The 16,305-nt window shown below is 51.2% G+C and carries 15 protein-coding genes; 4 read left to right on the forward strand and 11 right to left on the reverse strand.

What is annotated here, in order from left to right; translation table 11 throughout:
* Positions 1 to 2 precede the first annotated feature (2 nt).
* Positions 3 to 1,196: a type I-F CRISPR-associated protein Csy1 gene (gene csy1, locus F6R98_RS21260; RefSeq protein WP_153250799.1), complete on the reverse strand. Its 1,194-nt coding sequence runs from the start codon at positions 1,194 to 1,196 to the stop codon at positions 3 to 5.
* A gap of 201 nt (positions 1,197 to 1,397) precedes the next feature.
* On the opposite strand from csy1, the gene F6R98_RS21265 reads away from it, so the two are divergent.
* Positions 1,398 to 1,772 (forward strand): type II toxin-antitoxin system TacA family antitoxin, encoded by a 375-nt coding sequence (locus F6R98_RS21265; RefSeq protein ID WP_153250800.1) that lies wholly within the window; start codon positions 1,398 to 1,400, stop codon positions 1,770 to 1,772.
* Positions 1,773 to 1,901: 129 nt separating this feature from the next.
* On the opposite strand, the gene F6R98_RS21270 is transcribed toward F6R98_RS21265, so the two are convergent.
* From F6R98_RS21270 to F6R98_RS21290, 5 genes are all read right to left on the reverse strand, one after another.
* Positions 1,902 to 2,231, reverse strand: coding sequence for a type II toxin-antitoxin system HicB family antitoxin (locus tag F6R98_RS21270; protein WP_153250801.1), 330 nt, complete (start codon positions 2,229 to 2,231; stop codon positions 1,902 to 1,904).
* Positions 2,228 to 2,401 (reverse strand): type II toxin-antitoxin system HicA family toxin, encoded by a 174-nt coding sequence (locus tag F6R98_RS22955; protein ID WP_407079326.1) that lies wholly within the window; start codon positions 2,399 to 2,401, stop codon positions 2,228 to 2,230. Before F6R98_RS22955 ends, F6R98_RS21270 begins: the two co-directional genes overlap by 4 nt.
* Positions 2,402 to 2,542: 141 nt before the next feature.
* Positions 2,543 to 5,827: a type I-F CRISPR-associated helicase Cas3f gene (gene cas3f / locus F6R98_RS21280; RefSeq protein ID WP_153250802.1), complete on the reverse strand. Its 3,285-nt coding sequence runs from the start codon at positions 5,825 to 5,827 to the stop codon at positions 2,543 to 2,545.
* Positions 5,824 to 6,771, reverse strand: coding sequence for a type I-F CRISPR-associated endonuclease Cas1f (cas1f, locus tag F6R98_RS21285; RefSeq protein ID WP_153250803.1), 948 nt, complete (start codon positions 6,769 to 6,771; stop codon positions 5,824 to 5,826). The genes cas3f and cas1f overlap by 4 nt, the downstream gene beginning before the upstream one ends.
* Before the next feature lie 46 nt (positions 6,772 to 6,817).
* On the reverse strand, positions 6,818 to 9,688 hold the full coding sequence (locus F6R98_RS21290) for a UvrD-helicase domain-containing protein (protein WP_153250804.1): 2,871 nt from the start codon (positions 9,686 to 9,688) through the stop codon (positions 6,818 to 6,820).
* Positions 9,689 to 10,241: 553 nt separating this feature from the next.
* On the opposite strand from F6R98_RS21290, the gene F6R98_RS21295 reads away from it, so the two are divergent.
* The 3 genes from F6R98_RS21295 to F6R98_RS21305 are packed head-to-tail and all read left to right on the forward strand — an operon-like array spanning position 10,242 to position 12,087.
* A complete protein-coding gene (locus tag F6R98_RS21295) occupies positions 10,242 to 11,174 on the forward strand; it encodes an ATP-binding protein (protein WP_228125007.1) in 933 nt (310 codons plus the stop codon).
* Positions 11,175 to 11,183: 9 nt separating this feature from the next.
* Positions 11,184 to 11,540, forward strand: a complete 357-nt coding sequence (locus F6R98_RS21300; RefSeq protein ID WP_153250805.1) for an STAS-like domain-containing protein — start codon at positions 11,184 to 11,186, stop codon at positions 11,538 to 11,540.
* A complete protein-coding gene (locus F6R98_RS21305) occupies positions 11,530 to 12,087 on the forward strand; it encodes a PIN domain-containing protein (RefSeq protein ID WP_153250806.1) in 558 nt (185 codons plus the stop codon). The genes F6R98_RS21300 and F6R98_RS21305 overlap by 11 nt, the downstream gene beginning before the upstream one ends.
* A gap of 160 nt (positions 12,088 to 12,247) precedes the next feature.
* Here the strand turns inward: F6R98_RS21305 and F6R98_RS21310 are convergent, their stop codons facing one another.
* The 5 genes from F6R98_RS21310 to F6R98_RS21330 form a co-directional block, all read right to left on the reverse strand.
* Positions 12,248 to 12,865, reverse strand: coding sequence for a hypothetical protein (locus tag F6R98_RS21310; protein ID WP_153250807.1), 618 nt, complete (start codon positions 12,863 to 12,865; stop codon positions 12,248 to 12,250).
* Positions 12,862 to 13,077 (reverse strand): hypothetical protein, encoded by a 216-nt coding sequence (locus F6R98_RS21315; RefSeq protein WP_153250808.1) that lies wholly within the window; start codon positions 13,075 to 13,077, stop codon positions 12,862 to 12,864. The genes F6R98_RS21310 and F6R98_RS21315 overlap by 4 nt, the downstream gene beginning before the upstream one ends.
* A 24-nt stretch (positions 13,078 to 13,101) precedes the next feature.
* Entirely contained in the window at positions 13,102 to 13,836 is a 735-nt protein-coding gene (locus F6R98_RS21320; RefSeq protein ID WP_153250809.1) for a hypothetical protein, read from the reverse strand.
* A 50-nt stretch (positions 13,837 to 13,886) separates the two neighbouring features.
* A complete protein-coding gene (locus F6R98_RS21325) occupies positions 13,887 to 14,579 on the reverse strand; it encodes a restriction endonuclease subunit S domain-containing protein (RefSeq protein WP_153250810.1) in 693 nt (230 codons plus the stop codon).
* Positions 14,580 to 14,701: 122 nt separating this feature from the next.
* Positions 14,702 to 16,288 carry a hypothetical protein gene (locus F6R98_RS21330; RefSeq protein ID WP_153250811.1) on the reverse strand — a complete coding sequence of 529 codons (1,587 nt, stop codon included), beginning with the start codon at positions 16,286 to 16,288 and terminating at the stop codon, positions 14,702 to 14,704.
* Positions 16,289 to 16,305: the final 17 nt, after the last annotated feature.

Below are 16,305 nucleotides of genomic sequence, written 5' to 3' on the forward strand. Positions count from 1 at the left end.
CTTCATCTCCACCCCTCCCGATGTTCGGCAATCACGCGCCGGATATGCGTCAGTTCGACATCGCCCACAGCAACATGTTCTTTACCTAAGATTTTTTTATAGGTATATACAAACCAATGCGCGTAATCTTTCATGATCGGTTCCAGCCAATCGTCGGTATTTTCGCGCTGTTCGCGATAGTGTTCATCCAGCCAGATTTTTTGCCGCAAGGGTAAGCGGGTATTTTCCGACCATCCGGCTGGCAGTTGCCGCATCTGCCAGCATTTGTCGATGACTTGCTCCACGATCTGCAAGATCAAATCATCGCGGGCCTGGCGGTTTTCCATGTCATTCCGGTAAAAAAGCAGATTGCGGTGAAAGGCCTGGAAATCGCGTTGATACTGTCTGTAATACAGGCTGTCGGCAAAAAAACTTAATTTTGGCACGCGCACTTCGCGCGCTTCCAGTTGCGGCGGCAAGGATGGCAACAGATAGGCCGTGCCTCCGTTTGTGCTATTCAATTCACTGATATTTTGTTTATTCGAACCGCCGTAGCCGATCTCGGTCAGGTTATAAAGCTCGTCGTAACCGTGTTCGTTATGCTGCTGTTTACGCCGGTCTTCGCGCGCCTGTTTTGCGGCATCGGAAAAGCGCATCGCGTTGATGCGCGCTTTCAGCGCGAACATCAGGCCGGAGGGCGTCAGTAGCGACAGCAGGTGATAGCCTGCATCGACCGGGAAATAAACCTGTTTGATTTTTTCGGAAGTTTTAACGGTATCGGAAAGCTCGGTGATAGAAAGCAAGCCTTGCTGGATTTCAATAAACGGCATCGACGGTATTGTTAATTGTTGTTTAATATAAGCGCTATCTTGCTGTAGATGTTCCAAGATAGATTTTCCGTCTGTCAATTGGAGCGATAGAAATTTCCAGATGGGAATGTTTGCCGATGTGTCAAAAATAGTATCGAGCTCAGTATCGGCATTACCTGTTCGCAAAAAACCATCAGCTTTGAAATTGGATGTTGCACAGATTTCACTGATGTTTTTGGCGTCAGGATGGCTGAATTTAACGGGATGGCTGACTCTGGATAGTTTATTTGCTTTTTTTGCTGCGCTCGGCAACCAATCATCCAGTTCTTTTTCCAGTTCTGATGAGCTTGGATTTGACACATTTTTTATCCGGGCGGATAAAAATGCTTGTAATACAATATCTAGCATATCATTGTCCTTCTAAAATTCAGGGCAAATAAGGGTGTAGTGTAGAGTAAATTAATTTACAACCTGTGTTATTAACGTTGTTTTTGCTTACTACCGAGTAGGTAGCTTATAAAGCTTTGCCGTACATTTTTACCTACATGAAGTCAATATTAAACCAGTTTGCAGGTACAATACGCCTGCTATTTAATAGTGAGATGAACTATGGCAATCGAATCCAACAAACAGGACGTTCTGAAAATTCGCATGGATGCGGTAACGTTACAGCTACTCGAACGGGCCAGAGGCTATGTTGACCTGGACAGAAACAAATTTATTCGTCTAAGCATTCGGGAAAAGGCGGACGCCGTTATTTCGGAATATGAAAAAACCCGCTTCAATGCCGACGACTGGCAACGGTTTTTCGACATGCTGGATAATCCGTCCGAGCCAGGCGAACACATGAAAAAAGCAGCTGCGACCTACAGGAGCATTATTGCCGGTGCCGCCGGCTTTTACCAAAAATTCGGTTTCAAGCCGCTGTTGGCGACTCCAAACCGTTTGGTGCTGCCGTTTTCGGCGATAAAAAGTTTGCTTTAATCAATTATTACGCTTGTATCCATTCTCAAGATGCATTCCCGTTCATGGTTCGACAAGGCTTTCCTTAGCGCAGTCGAAGGGCTCATCGCAAACGGAAACAATAACCTGCCGTTCGTACCCGATCACGAGCTAGGCATGGGTTGCTTCACCCAACACATCAGAAACCCATTGACTCAGGCTTTTACCCGCTGTTTGTGCAGCTACCAGCGCGGCGGCATGCACCCGCATCTCCGGCGGCGCATTCTGTGTTAATTTTCCACTGGCCGGCGTCTCGCCACGCGCATTGCTATCGTCAATCATGAAGTCGATAGCCGCCTCGAAATCGGCGCGCAACTCCGTCACGGTTTCGCCATGAAAACCGATGATAGCGCTTACCCCCAGTACGCGCCCTACAAAAATATTATCGCGCTCGTCGAATTCAATATGGGCGCTATAGCCCTTATAAGTCATCGTATTCATGGTGTGATCTCCAGTTGCGTGAGGATAGCGCGCACTTGTTCAACCTGATACTTTTTCGCTTCCTTACCCGGGTGAGGGCGATGAGCGTGCCACTCTACGCCATGTAGCGTGAATCTCACGCGAGAACCTTCTCGCTCGGTTTTTTTAGCACCGAGTGCGAGATTAACAATCCCTCAATCTCGGCAAAGGCAATAGATGCCCGTGTAGGCAAAGCGAATACAGCATGCAAGATTTTTATGTGTTTGACTTTCATAGGATGAATGCTATCACTTGAATTACTTTACAATTTACTGTTGCAGGTTATGAACTGCTCACTGTTTTTTCCACATCCCCAACTGATCGGAATATTCGAAGCCGTTGCCGCTCAGTTTCTCTTTTTCGCCAATACGCACGCTGATTTCGCCGTAACGCAACGCCGCTTGCAGGAGCGACAGCCCTTGACGTTCGGCCTGCTGTTCCAGCAATTCTTCGTAGTCTCGATGCAGCCATAATTTGCCGCTCCAGGCCTGATCCGAAGGATCACGGTGGATTTTGTAGTATGTCTCAACCGGATTGATGCCGCCGTCCGGGGTTTTCTCAACGAATTTTCCTTCAGGCATAAGGTATAAATTTTGATGGTTGTCCTGTTTGCGAAACGGTTTCAAATGTTGCGGCAACGCCGTCAGCCACCAGCATTCGTCGAGCCATCCTTGCAGCGCTTGCGGGCCTTGATCGTCGTAGGCGGTTAATAAATGTCGAATACTGGCATGTTCCAGATCGGCCAGATTGTTATCCGGTCTGAGTTCGGCGTTGCGCCGGATGCGCGGCAACGCATTGATGTTCGCCAACTGTGCGCCGGGGATCAAATCCATCAGGTCGTGACTGGCTAAAGGGAATTTCTCGCTTTCGTAACCGGGGCGGCAGTAGGCTGGGCGTTGTTGCTTCAGCGCTTTCAGGTTGTATTGCATTAACGCGATGTTGGCGCTTTGCGGCAGGATGTCGAAACGATGGCGTAAAATCCGCCCCGCCAGCTGAATGATGGAGCGATAGGACGACGGTTCCACCACCGCCCAGTCGAAATCGTGATCGCGTCCGACCTCTTCCACCGGCGTTGCCACCAGAATGAAAATCAGGTTTTCGGCGGTGCTGTGATCCAGATGCCGGCGTATCAGCGTATCGTCGAACGGTGAGCGTTTGCTGCGTTTCAGCACCGTATCCAGATGTTTTTCCTGCGCGTGGCGCAGCAATAACACCTGTTGGCTGTGATATGCCATCACGCGCATATCCACCGTTTCCGGCCATTGCGCCTGCGCCAGATATTGGGTCAGCCGGATACAGGGCGGAATATTCGCCATGCGCACCACGCCGAACGATACGTATTTACCGCTATGAGGGTCGGTTAGGGCGTGACGCCGGTGCTGGACGATAATCGCTTGCTGAACGACCGCGAAATACTGCTGCTCCATGCCGGTTTCGTCGCAGTCGGACGGTATGCAGGCAACAATTTCGGCTATGCGCCTGACCGGCTGTTTTTGCAATTGCCCGCTGCGTTTTTCGATAAAATGCTGATGCGCCTGACGATAGCTTTGTCTGCGCACGGGAATTTCCGCATCCTGTACCGTTTCGATACGGGTGGCGAATTCGTCTATCCAGGCGCAGCCGATTTGGTGTTTGATGTCCCGGGTCAGTGCAAACAGCCGCCAGCCTTGCTGATAGGCGTTGAAATAGCCTTCGGCCAGATCGGGCGGAATCGTGGCAGAGGAAATCATCACCTTGCGTCCCAGCATCCCGGCCAGATGGATCAAACGGCCTATTGCGACCAGATCGTCGCCGTCGAAGTCGTCGATTTCATCTATCACCAGATCCGACGACATCAGGCGCAAATACGGCAGGATATAGCGTCCGCCGCGCTTGGTTTCGGTTGCCGCCATCAGATGATCGATGGTGCAGGCCAGAACCGGGGCGTACAGGAATTTTTGTTTGCGTTCGTCGGCCTTGCCGTTGCCATCGCACCACACGGTACTGAGCGCGCTTAAGGTGTGATCCGGTATCTCGAAATCAATCGCGTTGTCTTCCCATAATTCTTCCGTCGATTCGGAACCGTTTTTTTCGTGATCGCTTTCGGCATCCGCTGCCGCTTCCGCCGTTTGCCGGTGCAGTTCCATCACCGCGCGCGAACCGATCATCACCGCCAGTTCGCTATCGTCCAGGCCTATGCGGTCGCGGTATTCCTGGCCGGTTTGCAGCGTCAGCGTGCGCAACCCGAGCGCCAGCGCATAACGCAGGCTGTCGCCGTCGACGGATAAAGCCTGCATGATTTTGGCGTTGGCCAGGGTTTTACCGCAGCCGGTACTGGCCATGTTGACCGCGAAAAAACCGTAGCGCGCGTTGCCGGTGTTTTCTTCGGCTTTCCAGGCCTTGATTTTTTCCACGGCCTTGTCCTGCCAGCGGAAGCGGTCGTCGGCGCTTTTTTGTTTCAGTCTTTTTACATCGTAAACGCGCGGCACGTCGTCTTCGAAAGCAGGCAACAATTGCGCGTTTATCAATGTCTGTCTGGCGACGCCGATCAAGTGTTCGTCCAGCGCCTGTTTGAATCGGCCGGTTTTTTTGTCGGTGTTGGCGTACAGCGGCAGCGCGTTGCCCCACTGTTTGTCGGCATCCTGCGAGGAATAATGGTGATCGCCCAGCATCAGGCTCAAACGCGCATGCTGCAAAATCAGCCGGTAGCTGCCGTCGCTGACGGCTTGCTGCAGCAGCGGTAACGCATCCTGCAGGCGCACCGCCCATTTTTTTGCCTGCTTTAACCAGCGAGCAGACCGGCTGGGCAAGCCTTTCGGGAAAGTCAGGCAATCGGCGATGTTTTCATCGCTGTTTCGATAGCCGAATTCGGCGCTGATGACTGAAAATAACAGCTCGAATTGTGTAACCTGCGGCGCGCCTTTGAAACTATCCTGGGGCAGCGGCAAGCGATGATGCGCAACCATCAGCCACGCCAGCATGGAAGCGGCGGGCGGCAATTTTGCCAATGGTTTATGAGTGGCGTTTGCCGCCAATATTGTTTTGAGCTGTGCTTCGTCGATTTCGCCTGCGGCCAGACGCGACAGCCAGCACTCATCGCTGTCGCCGTTCACAAACGCATGCAGCAGCAGACAGGATACCCATTCGTGGCGTAGCGGATCGGCGATGATTTTTTTCGATTTGCCCGGTTTCAGTTTGGATTGAAAAAACAGGGAGGCCTTGCCCCAATCATGAAACAGCGCCGCCAACGCGGCCAATGCCTTGATCAGCGGCAGCAAACGCCAGTCGTTTTCCCATTGGGTGTTGATGACGGTTTTACGCGTGCTATGCACCGGCACGATGCCTTGCGCATTGAATTTTTTACGGTTGCCGACGATCCACACCAGCTCGCTGCGTCCACGGCTACGCAGCCAGTGGCAGGAAACGGCGGTGTTTTTCGATGCGGTTTTGCGCAGCAGTTTTTTTACTGCATCGAGGCCGTCGCTGGTGATCACTGTTTGCCAGGTACAATCGCCGATACGATCGGCAAAGCTGTCGAGTACGCGGCGGGTTTTGTTCAGCGCGTTTTTCTCGCACTGCGAAACGAAGGTCACCATCATAAGCGGCTGCCTTCCTCGCTCAACGTTTTGACAGCCTCGAACATGAAATCCAGCGCCTTATGTTCGGCAAAGCTTTGCAGGCATTGCTGGCGAAATTCCTGTTCGTTCATTTTTTCCGAGGCACAGATAAACGCCCAGGGCAGAACCAACGCATCCTTCACCAGATCGGCGACATCGAAAACCAACGCGCCGCGCCGGGTTTTGCCGTGCATGACCGCGAAGCCGTGCGGTATGCCCAGCACCCAGAGCGTGGTGGCGGCCAGACCGTAAGCCAGATAATTGCCGTGATTCAAAAAGGCGTTGGCGTCGTCTTCACCGGCATGATCGCGCGTAAAACCGTCATGCCGGGTCAGGTTGGCGGCGATTTTATAGAGGTTTTTGGTGAGCTGCGCTTCCGCCGTCAGCAGGTCGGTCACACTCGCGCTCTGCGCTATTTTGGTTTTGGCGTTGCTCAATGCCCGCTCCACATCGGCATCGTCGGCATATAAACCGTGCGCTTGCAAATCCCTGTCCCTGCCCCAAACCTGCTGTAAATAATCGAGACGCAGTTGCTGCAAACGTTTCGCCACCGCCAGGCGTTTGTTGCCGTCGAACCAGAACGCCAGCCAGTTCTGAACGTATTCGGTTGGACGGTATTCGCTTTGCGGCGACAGCCATTCCACCTCGCCGGCGGCAATCAGCGGCGTGCCGCCGCTGCCGCTGAAGCCGATCAACACCCCGGCGGATGCCAGCATCCTGACCGCCGACTGCGTGATCGAAGTACCCATGCCCAGCAGTATCACCGTGGTGTTGGCAATCGGGATATTCCAGTATTGTTTTTCATTGGTTTCGTCGGTGAGATACACCACCCGGCCGTCCTTCTGCATTACCCGGCACTTTTCCAGGTAATAAATGTTGGCGCGCTTGGAGTGTAATATCGCTTTCAGATCGGAAAGTTGGTCCATGGTGCAGAGTTGTCCGGCGTTATGGCGTATTTTTTATGCTGTAGTATCACTCGTAAGGGTTGCCGCCATGCTCAGCCAGATACAACTCCGCCGACACAGGATTACCGGTCGGCTCGTAGATATCCGGCCTTAACAGCCGATCGACAAAGCGCCAATACATGGGTTCGGAGAATTCCTTAACCAACGGCAAATTGAGCGCGGCGTAGACAGGCGTCCAGGCTTCTTCCTCGCCGTTTTTAACACGCACTGACAGAGCGGGGTTGAACTGATACCAGCCTGTTCTAACGCGTTGAAATAAACGCCGGTTATAGGCGTAATCGCGCTCCACCTCGTTGCGAGACAGCACGCCGGATAAATAGGGGCGCTTGCGGCGATGTTCCGGCAGCACCGACAACGGCGCCAGTTCGTAGGCGGCGAGCAAAGCTTTGGTATCGAAGGCGGGCGGCTCTCCCCATCGCCCCCTGCTGAAGCAGAATTTGAACAAGGCCCACATCGTCTGGAACAGAAAATACTCGCTCAAATGGCGATCAATGCGCACCAGGCGTTCGCCTGCCATTACGTCCACAGCAGGCGGGGCGATCAAGCCGTAAATTGTGGCGAAAGACTGTTGGGCGAATTGCTTATCCTTATGTTGAAATACCCTGACCATGGCCCAATGCAAGGCGTTGCGCCCAAGATGGTCGGTCAATTCGATGTTGGCGCCGCGCTCCAGCAAAGCTTCGATCAGCGGGATATTGCCCGTGGCTGCTGCAGCCATCAATGGCGTAAAATTCATCGGCGAACGGTAATCGACGCCGTGACGCTCGCATTCGCGCAGAACCTCCTTGAAATTGTTCTGCTCGTAGCGGCCCAGGTGCTTGCGCCGCAGCGACGGAAATTGTTGCGCGTAATGTTTGGCCTGCTCGTATTTGCCGTAGCGCCCCAAATAAGCGACCAGAACGGACTCGCTGTACATGGCGGCGTATTCGAACAGCTGATGGCGGTATTTCGCGCTGGGCGCCTGTTCGTGAAACACCTTGCCCAGATGTTCGCGCAGCCTGGCTTCGTCGAATACCGGCCACGGAACCGGAACCTGTTTGAGTATGTTCTTGCGGATGGCGTCGGCCTGTTCCTGCTTGCCCTGCAATTCCAGTTTGCGCGCTTCTTTCTGCCAATCCTCCAGCGTGGAGGTTTTGGCCTCCACCTGCATTTTGTCCGCGCCGGCCTGAATGCCCAGCAATTGTAGCAACGGATGGCGCGCGTCGGATTCGATCAGATAGATGCGTTTGATCGCGCGGGTCAGCGCTACATACAAGGCGTTGACGAAAAACTTGTAGACTTCCAGCGACTTGTCGCTTTTATCCCTGGCGCGGCGATAGTCCAGCTCTTCGACTTCCAGATCCCTGGCTGTCACGCCTTCGGCAATTTCCAGATATTCGGCGCGATTGGCGGAAACGAAGCGGTACAGCACGATATTTTCGTACTCCAGCCCCTTGGCCTCGTGGATGGAAAAGATCAGCGGCGTCTGGAAAAAGCGGCGCGCTTCGGCCTTGTCTTCGTCGCGCATCACCAGCACCGCGAACTGGGTGGAGGCTTTGGTTTTTTCGTTCAGCTCGCGCTTGACGTTGTCTTTATCCGCCAAGGTCGTGACTGCGCCCAAATCGCCGGAAACCGCCTCCACCAGAAAATTGCTTTCGCGGTCGATAGAGCCGAAACGCCTGTGTTTGACTTTCAGCAACGCGTTGGAGACGCGGATGGCTTCGCCGCCGTTGCGGAAATTGGCGCGCAGCACCTTCAATTCCTGGTGGGCGGCCAGATCGGGATCATTCCAGAACAGCGACTTGACCTTGCTCCAGGAGAAAAAATTGGGATGGACAATCTGGTTGGAATCGCCGCACAGCAGGAAATGCCCCGGTTTTTTCAATTGCGCCAGTATCAGAGCGAGTTGAGCTGTGGTCAAATCCTGCACCTCGTCCACTACCACGAAGTCGTAACGCGGCTGCGCTTCCTGCCGCCATTCGTGAGCGATGAGGTTGAGATCGTATAGTTTGGTTTCCTGCAGCCAGACGCGATATTTTTCGAACAGGCCGTAAAGGGCGTCGCGCTGGTCTAGCGGAAAAATCGACTGGCGCACGCCCAGTTCGCGGTATTGTTCGAGGCTGAGCACCCCGACGGCATCGGCAGCGATAACGCCCCGTATTTCCTCGAACGCCTGATGCGCGTCCACGCCCTTGAAGCCGGCGCGCTGGCGGCTGAACCACGAAGAAAAATCGCGCCAGCCGGCTTCGCGCCCGGTGGGTACGCGTATGGTTTCGACGAATTCGCGATAAGACAGGAATATCGCCTCCTGGCCCGGGTGCTCGAAGCCGTTGGCGTAATACAAATCGCGCGCGCTTTGCGCCAGATAGGCGGAGTGGGTAACGTACAGCACCTCGCCCTCGGCGTGTTTCATCTTTTCCAGCGTCAGCGCGGTCTTGCCGCTACCGGCCCCGCCCACCACGATCAGCGGCGGCGGCAGACAATAAATCGCCTCTTGAACGTCGTCGAAGGAAATCACCTTGTCCAGCAAATGGATATCGCCGCGCTCGGGATGTATATAGCGCACTTCTTCAGCGTCGTTGGCGGCTTCGCGCGCATCGACGTTGGGAATCAGCGCTTCGTCCACCGCCGCTCCGCGCAGAAAGCGCGATTTGTCGTAAGCATGGTTGGCGATTACCTCCAGCATCAACGCATAAACCGTATCGCCGTGACGCACGATGGAAAACAGCAGCCGGTTGGAAGCGTCGAGACGGGCGCGGTAAAATTTGCCGTGGCTCAGGCTGGTCAGTTTTTTCACTTCAGCCGAGCGGAAATCGTCGCGCTCAATGGCTGCCTTGACTTTTTTGTAAGCGGCCTTGGCTATGGATTTATTCAGGCCGATATATTCGAGAACTCTCATGCGGAACCAACAGGGGAAAATAGAATGAGCGCTATGAAACGATTGACTCACAGCGTAGCGGCAGACGGAACAATGAAGCCGTCCTGATATCGGATATTTTACGGAGATATTGCGGTTATTTCACTTTGACGTACTTCTTTCTGATTTTCCTCCATAAGGAAAGCGCGTACTGGCCGGTCATATTTGTACAGTAGAGATGTACGCTATCGTGTGATGCGCCAGTTTTGAGTTCGGCTACCTTGGCTTGGAGCAAGTCAAAAGCGTAAGGATGGTATTTTTATAGTGCGTTGTGGCGTGGAATGATAGCTTTAACTTTGAGTCTCGTCGGCATCTGAACATAAGTTCTCCAAGGGAAACACTGATTTAATCGGTTTTTGCGCTGATTTTAAAAGCAACCCATTGATTTTACGCGCCCGCAATCAGCGGATTTTGAATTAATCAGTGTTTCCCAAGAGAACTTATGTTCAGATGCAATATTTGCGAATAACCGGCAAACACGCCACAATTATCCATAATGCTATGGATAGCAAGGTTACCGATAGCAGGAACAGGCTTGCCCACTACCGAACAGAGAGTTTGCCATGCACTTTATCCTGAAAAATCTACCGTTGGCATGATTCATCGCCTGCCAACAATTCGTAGTGACCTGAATGGATTCACAGGACTGGGCGGTTTGGCCGAGTGGGCCAAAGACCTTGCTGATGACTGCTTGGAAGTCGATTTTTCACAGTGCGGTTTTTTCGACGCCAACTTGGCAGCTTGTCTGGCAAGCGTACTGGCGCGAGTAGCCGAAAAATCCAACACTATCAAAATCACCAGCGTAGGCCAGGAAGCCGAGAAAATTTTACGCAAAAACAACTTTCTATCCAGCTATGGTTATAGCTCTTTGGCGGACAACAACCACACTACATTGCCGTTTGCCCGTATTCAGATTGCGGATCAAAACTGCTTCGCCGAGTACTTGGACCAGCATATGAACGGTAAAGGCATCCCTCGCATGTCCGAAGCGCTGAGCAAACTTTTTCGGCAAAGTATTTTCGAGGTATTCCAGAACTGTATTATTCATTCCAGTTCGCAATCCGGTATCTTCGTCTGCGGACAGTTTTACCCCCGCCTTAAACGGCTCGACCTGACTATTTCCGATGCCGGCGTCGGTATTCGAACCAATGTAAGGCGTCATCTGCGAAACAACCAAATCAAATCGGTTGACGCAATCCGCTGGGCGCTGAAGGAAGGCAACAGCACCAAGATCAACAATCAACCGGGCGGTATGGGCCTGAAACTGCTGAAAGAATTCATCGAGTTAAATAAGGGCAAGATTCAGATCGTCTCCCGGCAGGGTTTCTACCAATTTGAACGCAGCCAGGAAACCTTTCGAGCGCTTTCCTCCGACCTTCCAGGCACCACCGTCAATCTGGAAATCAATACCGGAGATCGCCATACTTACCGGCTAAAATCGGAAGTCACTCCCGACGACATTTTTTAGGGTAGCACCATGAACGAACCTCATATTATTCGCATTTTCGACATCGTTGGCGGTCCATTATGCATTTCCACTGATGACGGGCAGACTGTCCACGATAAAATTGCCCCGCTGCTGAAGGACGGCCAGCGAGTAATTTTATCTTTTTCCGGCGTGGATACGCTGATTTCCCTGTTTCTCCATGTTGCAATCGGCCAGCTTTACGGCGAATTGACCGAGGAGCGTATCCGCGAGTTGCTTTCTGTTCAGGATATGGCGCAGGATGATCTCGTTCTGCTCAAACGCGCGGTTGAAAACGCCAAGGCTTTTTTTAAAAACCGGCAGGGGTACGAGCAGGCGTGGAAAGAGGAAGTCAGTGATGAAGAATAAGGCTTACGACATTGCTGCTTATCAATTTTCCAAAGATGAGCCGCTACTGTTCGATACCAACATCTGGCTATATCTGTTTCCCGCGCCCTCCGGACAAAATCCCCATGCACCGGTCTATTCATCGGCGCTGAAAAAAATGCAGCAAGCAGGCGTACACCTCGCGCTTGATGTCATGATACTCAGCGAATATCTGAACCGTTACTGCCGCATCGAATGGAAGGCAAATTTTCCTCAGACGAGCTTCAAGTATTTCCGATCATCGCCATCATTCAATAGCATAGGGCAAAATGCTGCAACCTACGCACATCAAATACTTAAATTATGCACGCCTTACGACCATCCGTTTGCCGCTGTGGATATCAAGCAAATATTATTGGGTTTTTCTGCTGGAAATCAGGACTTCAATGATGCGCTTCTGGCTGATTCCTGCCGGCAACGCGGCTGGAAATTGGTGACCCATGACGGGGATTTTACTCAAGGCGGTATTGAAATACTTACGGCCAATAGTAAATTGCAAGTTGCTTGCAACGGTCACCGTTCTAAATGATTTAGTCAGCAATAATTTCCCATGCCCGGATCGCTGCTAGCCGCTCCGCTTCAGATGACATTTGTTCATTCTCCATTTATCCGTCTTGATGTTCAGGCCTTCCCTGCTCGGTTTCAGAAAATCGACTTCATCCATTATAATATTGATAGTAAAAATAAATTTATTTTACATCATCCGAACCGTTAGTCGTTTCTGCCTTTTTCCCAAGACCACCTAGTTTGGAGTCAGGTTCCCATTCAGCGACTCCGTCTTTCAATGATTGAATTTGATTGGTTCGCTGTTGTTCTCTCCGCTCCAACTCCTTGACCTCGGATCGAAGCTCTCGGATGTCTTCAAGCTCTGCCCAAACTCGGCGCAACAGAAACAAAGCCAACACGAGGGAGCCTGTAGCAACAGCAAATGCTCTTGGCCCTGGCGTTATTCCGCCGTCTTGCAAAAACATAGGTAGGTTCGTGACCAAACCAGCGATGCCAAGAAGTCCTGCCCGAAACCAGAACCATTGAAGTCTGAGCTGGATTGCCGATTCCAGTCCTCGGTGCTGTTTGTAGTCAATGCCGGGAAGCTCGGTTAAATCAGAAAGTTTGTTGTAGACAATCATAGAGAATGCCCACACAACACCGAGCAAAACGGTTGCATACTTGAGAATGGAAATCAGCGTGCCGCTAGGTGCTCCTGCTCTGGCAACCCAAAATCCTGCACCAGCGCCCACTACGACGATGAACGACCCAGAAATTACAGTCTGGACTATGCTTGATTTGCGTTGCAGATGAGTTTTCATGGCTCAATGATTTTATTTTCCAATAGGTCCAGCAACCAAGCCCGCATCTTTTGGAACAGATCATCAGGGTTAGCTATCCCATCACGGGCCTCAACGCGCAAGGGCGACGAGAGCTTTAATTGGCTCCCAATAACATCGCCGCCGCCAACCAGTTTGAGTTTTACCTGGTCTTCATCAATATGACGGATTGCTAGGGCAATGTTATCCAACAATTTGTGTGCCTTTTCTGTCGTTTTCTATTTGTAGCGGATTCGTAGACTGACTTCGATATTGCCGTCGAGTGCATCGGATAGTTTCATGGAGTCCAATTTATCTCCGAGAAGTTGGCGAACCATATCTAGCCCAAAACCACTATAAATCAGCGCGGTATCCTTGGTGATTTCCTGCTCCCTACCTGCGACCGGTTGATTTTGTATAAACGGTGCGCCAATCTCGACTTCCTTCACATGGGCGTTGCGGATTCTCTCTTTGGTCGCCGCAGCAATTTGTTCGGATAGTCCTACGCTATTTTCCTCTGAGATTACTCTTGATAGTTTTAAAAGCCAGTTAATGTGCTGTTCTATCTGTTTTGCTCCCAATGCATTGGACTGAACAAGAACTACATGGTTTCCGAACAAACCAAAATAACAAATACCTTCCAAAAACTCTCTGCGTTTGTTGTCCTCGCTTTTTGGTGGGGCAACTTGTTCGATAGTCAATGTCTCCGCGTCGTCATCCTCGGCAACTGTCAACTGATGAGTACCTCGCTCGTAGGATGCAAAGATGCCGAATAGCATATTTGCGTGCTGACGGTGATAGATAACTGAGCGTACCTGCCGATTATCCTCACCAAGCTCTTCCTTTCTGTCGCCAATTCGATGTAGTTTTTTGAGAGCTTCGGCAAGCTTGTTCTGAATCGTTGGCGACTCTTTTCGGTCAAAAAAAATGGCTTGTTTGAGGTACGCACGCTTGGTGACTATTTCCCGAGACATCTGTTCTCCTTATGCAGAGCTAAATTAACCCGGCAAAGCCGGTGGCTTACTCATTGAGTTATTTTTTGATCAAATAGCCGCTCCAGCGTTGCCGGAACAAGAGCCTGATTGGCCTTGCGGATGCCTTCATGCTTGGCTTTGAGTTCGGCTATCTTGGCTTGAAGCGCGTCAAAAGCGTATTGAGTGGCGAGTAATGGAACCGGGATTTCAAGCGCCATCAGCTTTTGCAAACCGAGAGTCCGGTTGCGGCCTGCTCCGCCCGGCGATGCTGAGCCTATTTTTTCCATGCCTGCGTCAGTCAGAAAGAAATAGCGCAGAAACTCGGCGGTAGCCAGTTTTTTGTCAGGCACGCAGCCGATGAAGCGGTGCGAACCAAAACGCCCGGCATCCTCGGGCTGTGCGATGGCAATTGCGCCTTCCCAGGCAAACACATTGGAAAACAGCAAATCGCCCGCTTCGATGCGAAACAGCCGCTTGGAGCTAACTTCGGAGCCAGTCAACGGTGGTTTGTGGAAGGTGCCTTTACCGAAAGAGCGGATACCCAACTCGGGATAACTATCATCAAGAATAATTCTTTGTTCGCGACACACTAATGGCGCTACCTCGGCCATCGTTCGTAACGGCGCATCCTTGATGGCCTCGCGAAAACGCACGGCGAGCAGGCGTTCGGCATCGGCCTCAATAGTGTCAAGATGCTTGTTGACCTGTTGTGTCTTCTCGGCCAAAGCATCCAAACGGGACACAATGGTTTGCTGTTCGTCAGCGGAGTGTAAGATAGCTTTCAGGCCGGAGAGTTGGTCCATGGCAAATTTTGTAATACCCAAAAACTCGTAGCGAATGAATCATATAATGAGCCCCCTGTAGTCTATCCTCCAAGCCGCTCCTGCAGTGCCATCGCTTGTGGGTTTTGATGCTCCACCAACATGCGTAGCAGGCGAAAATATATGGTGCGTGTTTCTGTACCCTGTTTGACCAGTTCCTGGCTTATATCGAGCAGATCAGCCATGTGTGTATCAATTTCGTCGCAGGAGTTACGCCAAAAACCATGTTGCGCAATCGTTTGATCCAGCCATTTTATTCCTGGTATCCGTAACGATTCCGCGACTGGTTTTGTAAGGAATTTAATGAACGCACGAGCACATGTATTCGCAGGCAACTTGGCTTCGCACCAAAGACGAAATTCATCTGTCATGGCTTTAACCAAGTGTTTTTTATCCGTGCTCCAGAAACCATCGCTTAAGGTTAACTCGCCCAACCCCATCAATGAACAGTAACTTTTATCCATATCCCATGCACGTTTGGCAGCGTTGTTCCAGGCTGGGCTTGTTTGGGTGAATGCCCATATCTCTTTCCAGACCGAAATGAAACGTTGCTGTCCTTGCGTATCGCTTGAAAACCCATAATTCCACCAGTCGCTCAAAAAGTCATCTATCCAATAATGCGCTGGCGCACCCAACGTCAGAATCGGGCACCATAGGCTTTCGGCTTCTTGTGCGGTTTTTGTCGATACCAGAATGACAGGTAGTTTTTTGAATAGCCAACGGTCGAATTGATACGGAGTCCCATCTATTTTTTCAATTTCTGACTTCCCTTCGCCCAGCATCCATTGTACGGTATAAATACATTGTTGCCAAAATTCGAGCCATTGTAAGCGTTCAGTTTCACTATGTGCATTGTTAAGGTCTGGCAACCAGTCATGGGCTGATTGAATTAAATGCAAATCAATACCGGGTGGCCGTGGATAATAAGTTTGCCTATCAAACTCGTCGGTTACATTTAGACTGGATCTATGATCAACGAAAGTATGGTCTATGGTTATCCAGCGTGGAATAGTCGGTGACAGTGATGCGTCCACGAATTTACGAAGCAAAACATTGGTTTCTTCCGCTAGCTCTTCGCTGGCGGATTTTTCTTTACCGCCTAATCTTCCGAGGCGGTGGCGTAAAACGGACCAGCGCAACAACATATGTTGTAATCGGAAGAAATCCTCTCCCAATTGCAGACGCAACCCTGCAATTTCATGGAACAACCGTTGCACCGTGTTGTAATGCAGATTAAAAATCAGAGTGCCTATGGCTTGGCGTATTACAGGCGTATCTGGATTTTCTGCCCATAATATCGGCAACGCATCGGCGCAAAAACTGTCCCACCAAGTATCCATAATATTTTCCGCCATATCGAATTTTCGTCCTGGCGGCGGAGTTAGCACCGTTTCAACCAGATAATTGATGCAATCGGGCTCCTGATTCGCGTTAAAATTAAGCCAACCTCTAAACTTGCAGACCGCAACAGCAATAAGGCCACATGCTACGTCTTGCTCATATACAAGTTGATCTTTATCGAAAATTTCGTCAAAATCGAGATCGAGAAGTCGAACACCGAGCTCCCATAGTTGCTCAAGCTCTGTTTCTGAAAGCTTTTGTTTGTCATCAATAACCTGTCGGCAACGCATTGGAAAGTAGATGATCG

The sequence above is a fragment of the Candidatus Methylospira mobilis genome, assembly GCF_009498235.1.
GTDB classification, from domain to species: domain Bacteria; phylum Pseudomonadota; class Gammaproteobacteria; order Methylococcales; family Methylococcaceae; genus Methylospira; species Methylospira mobilis.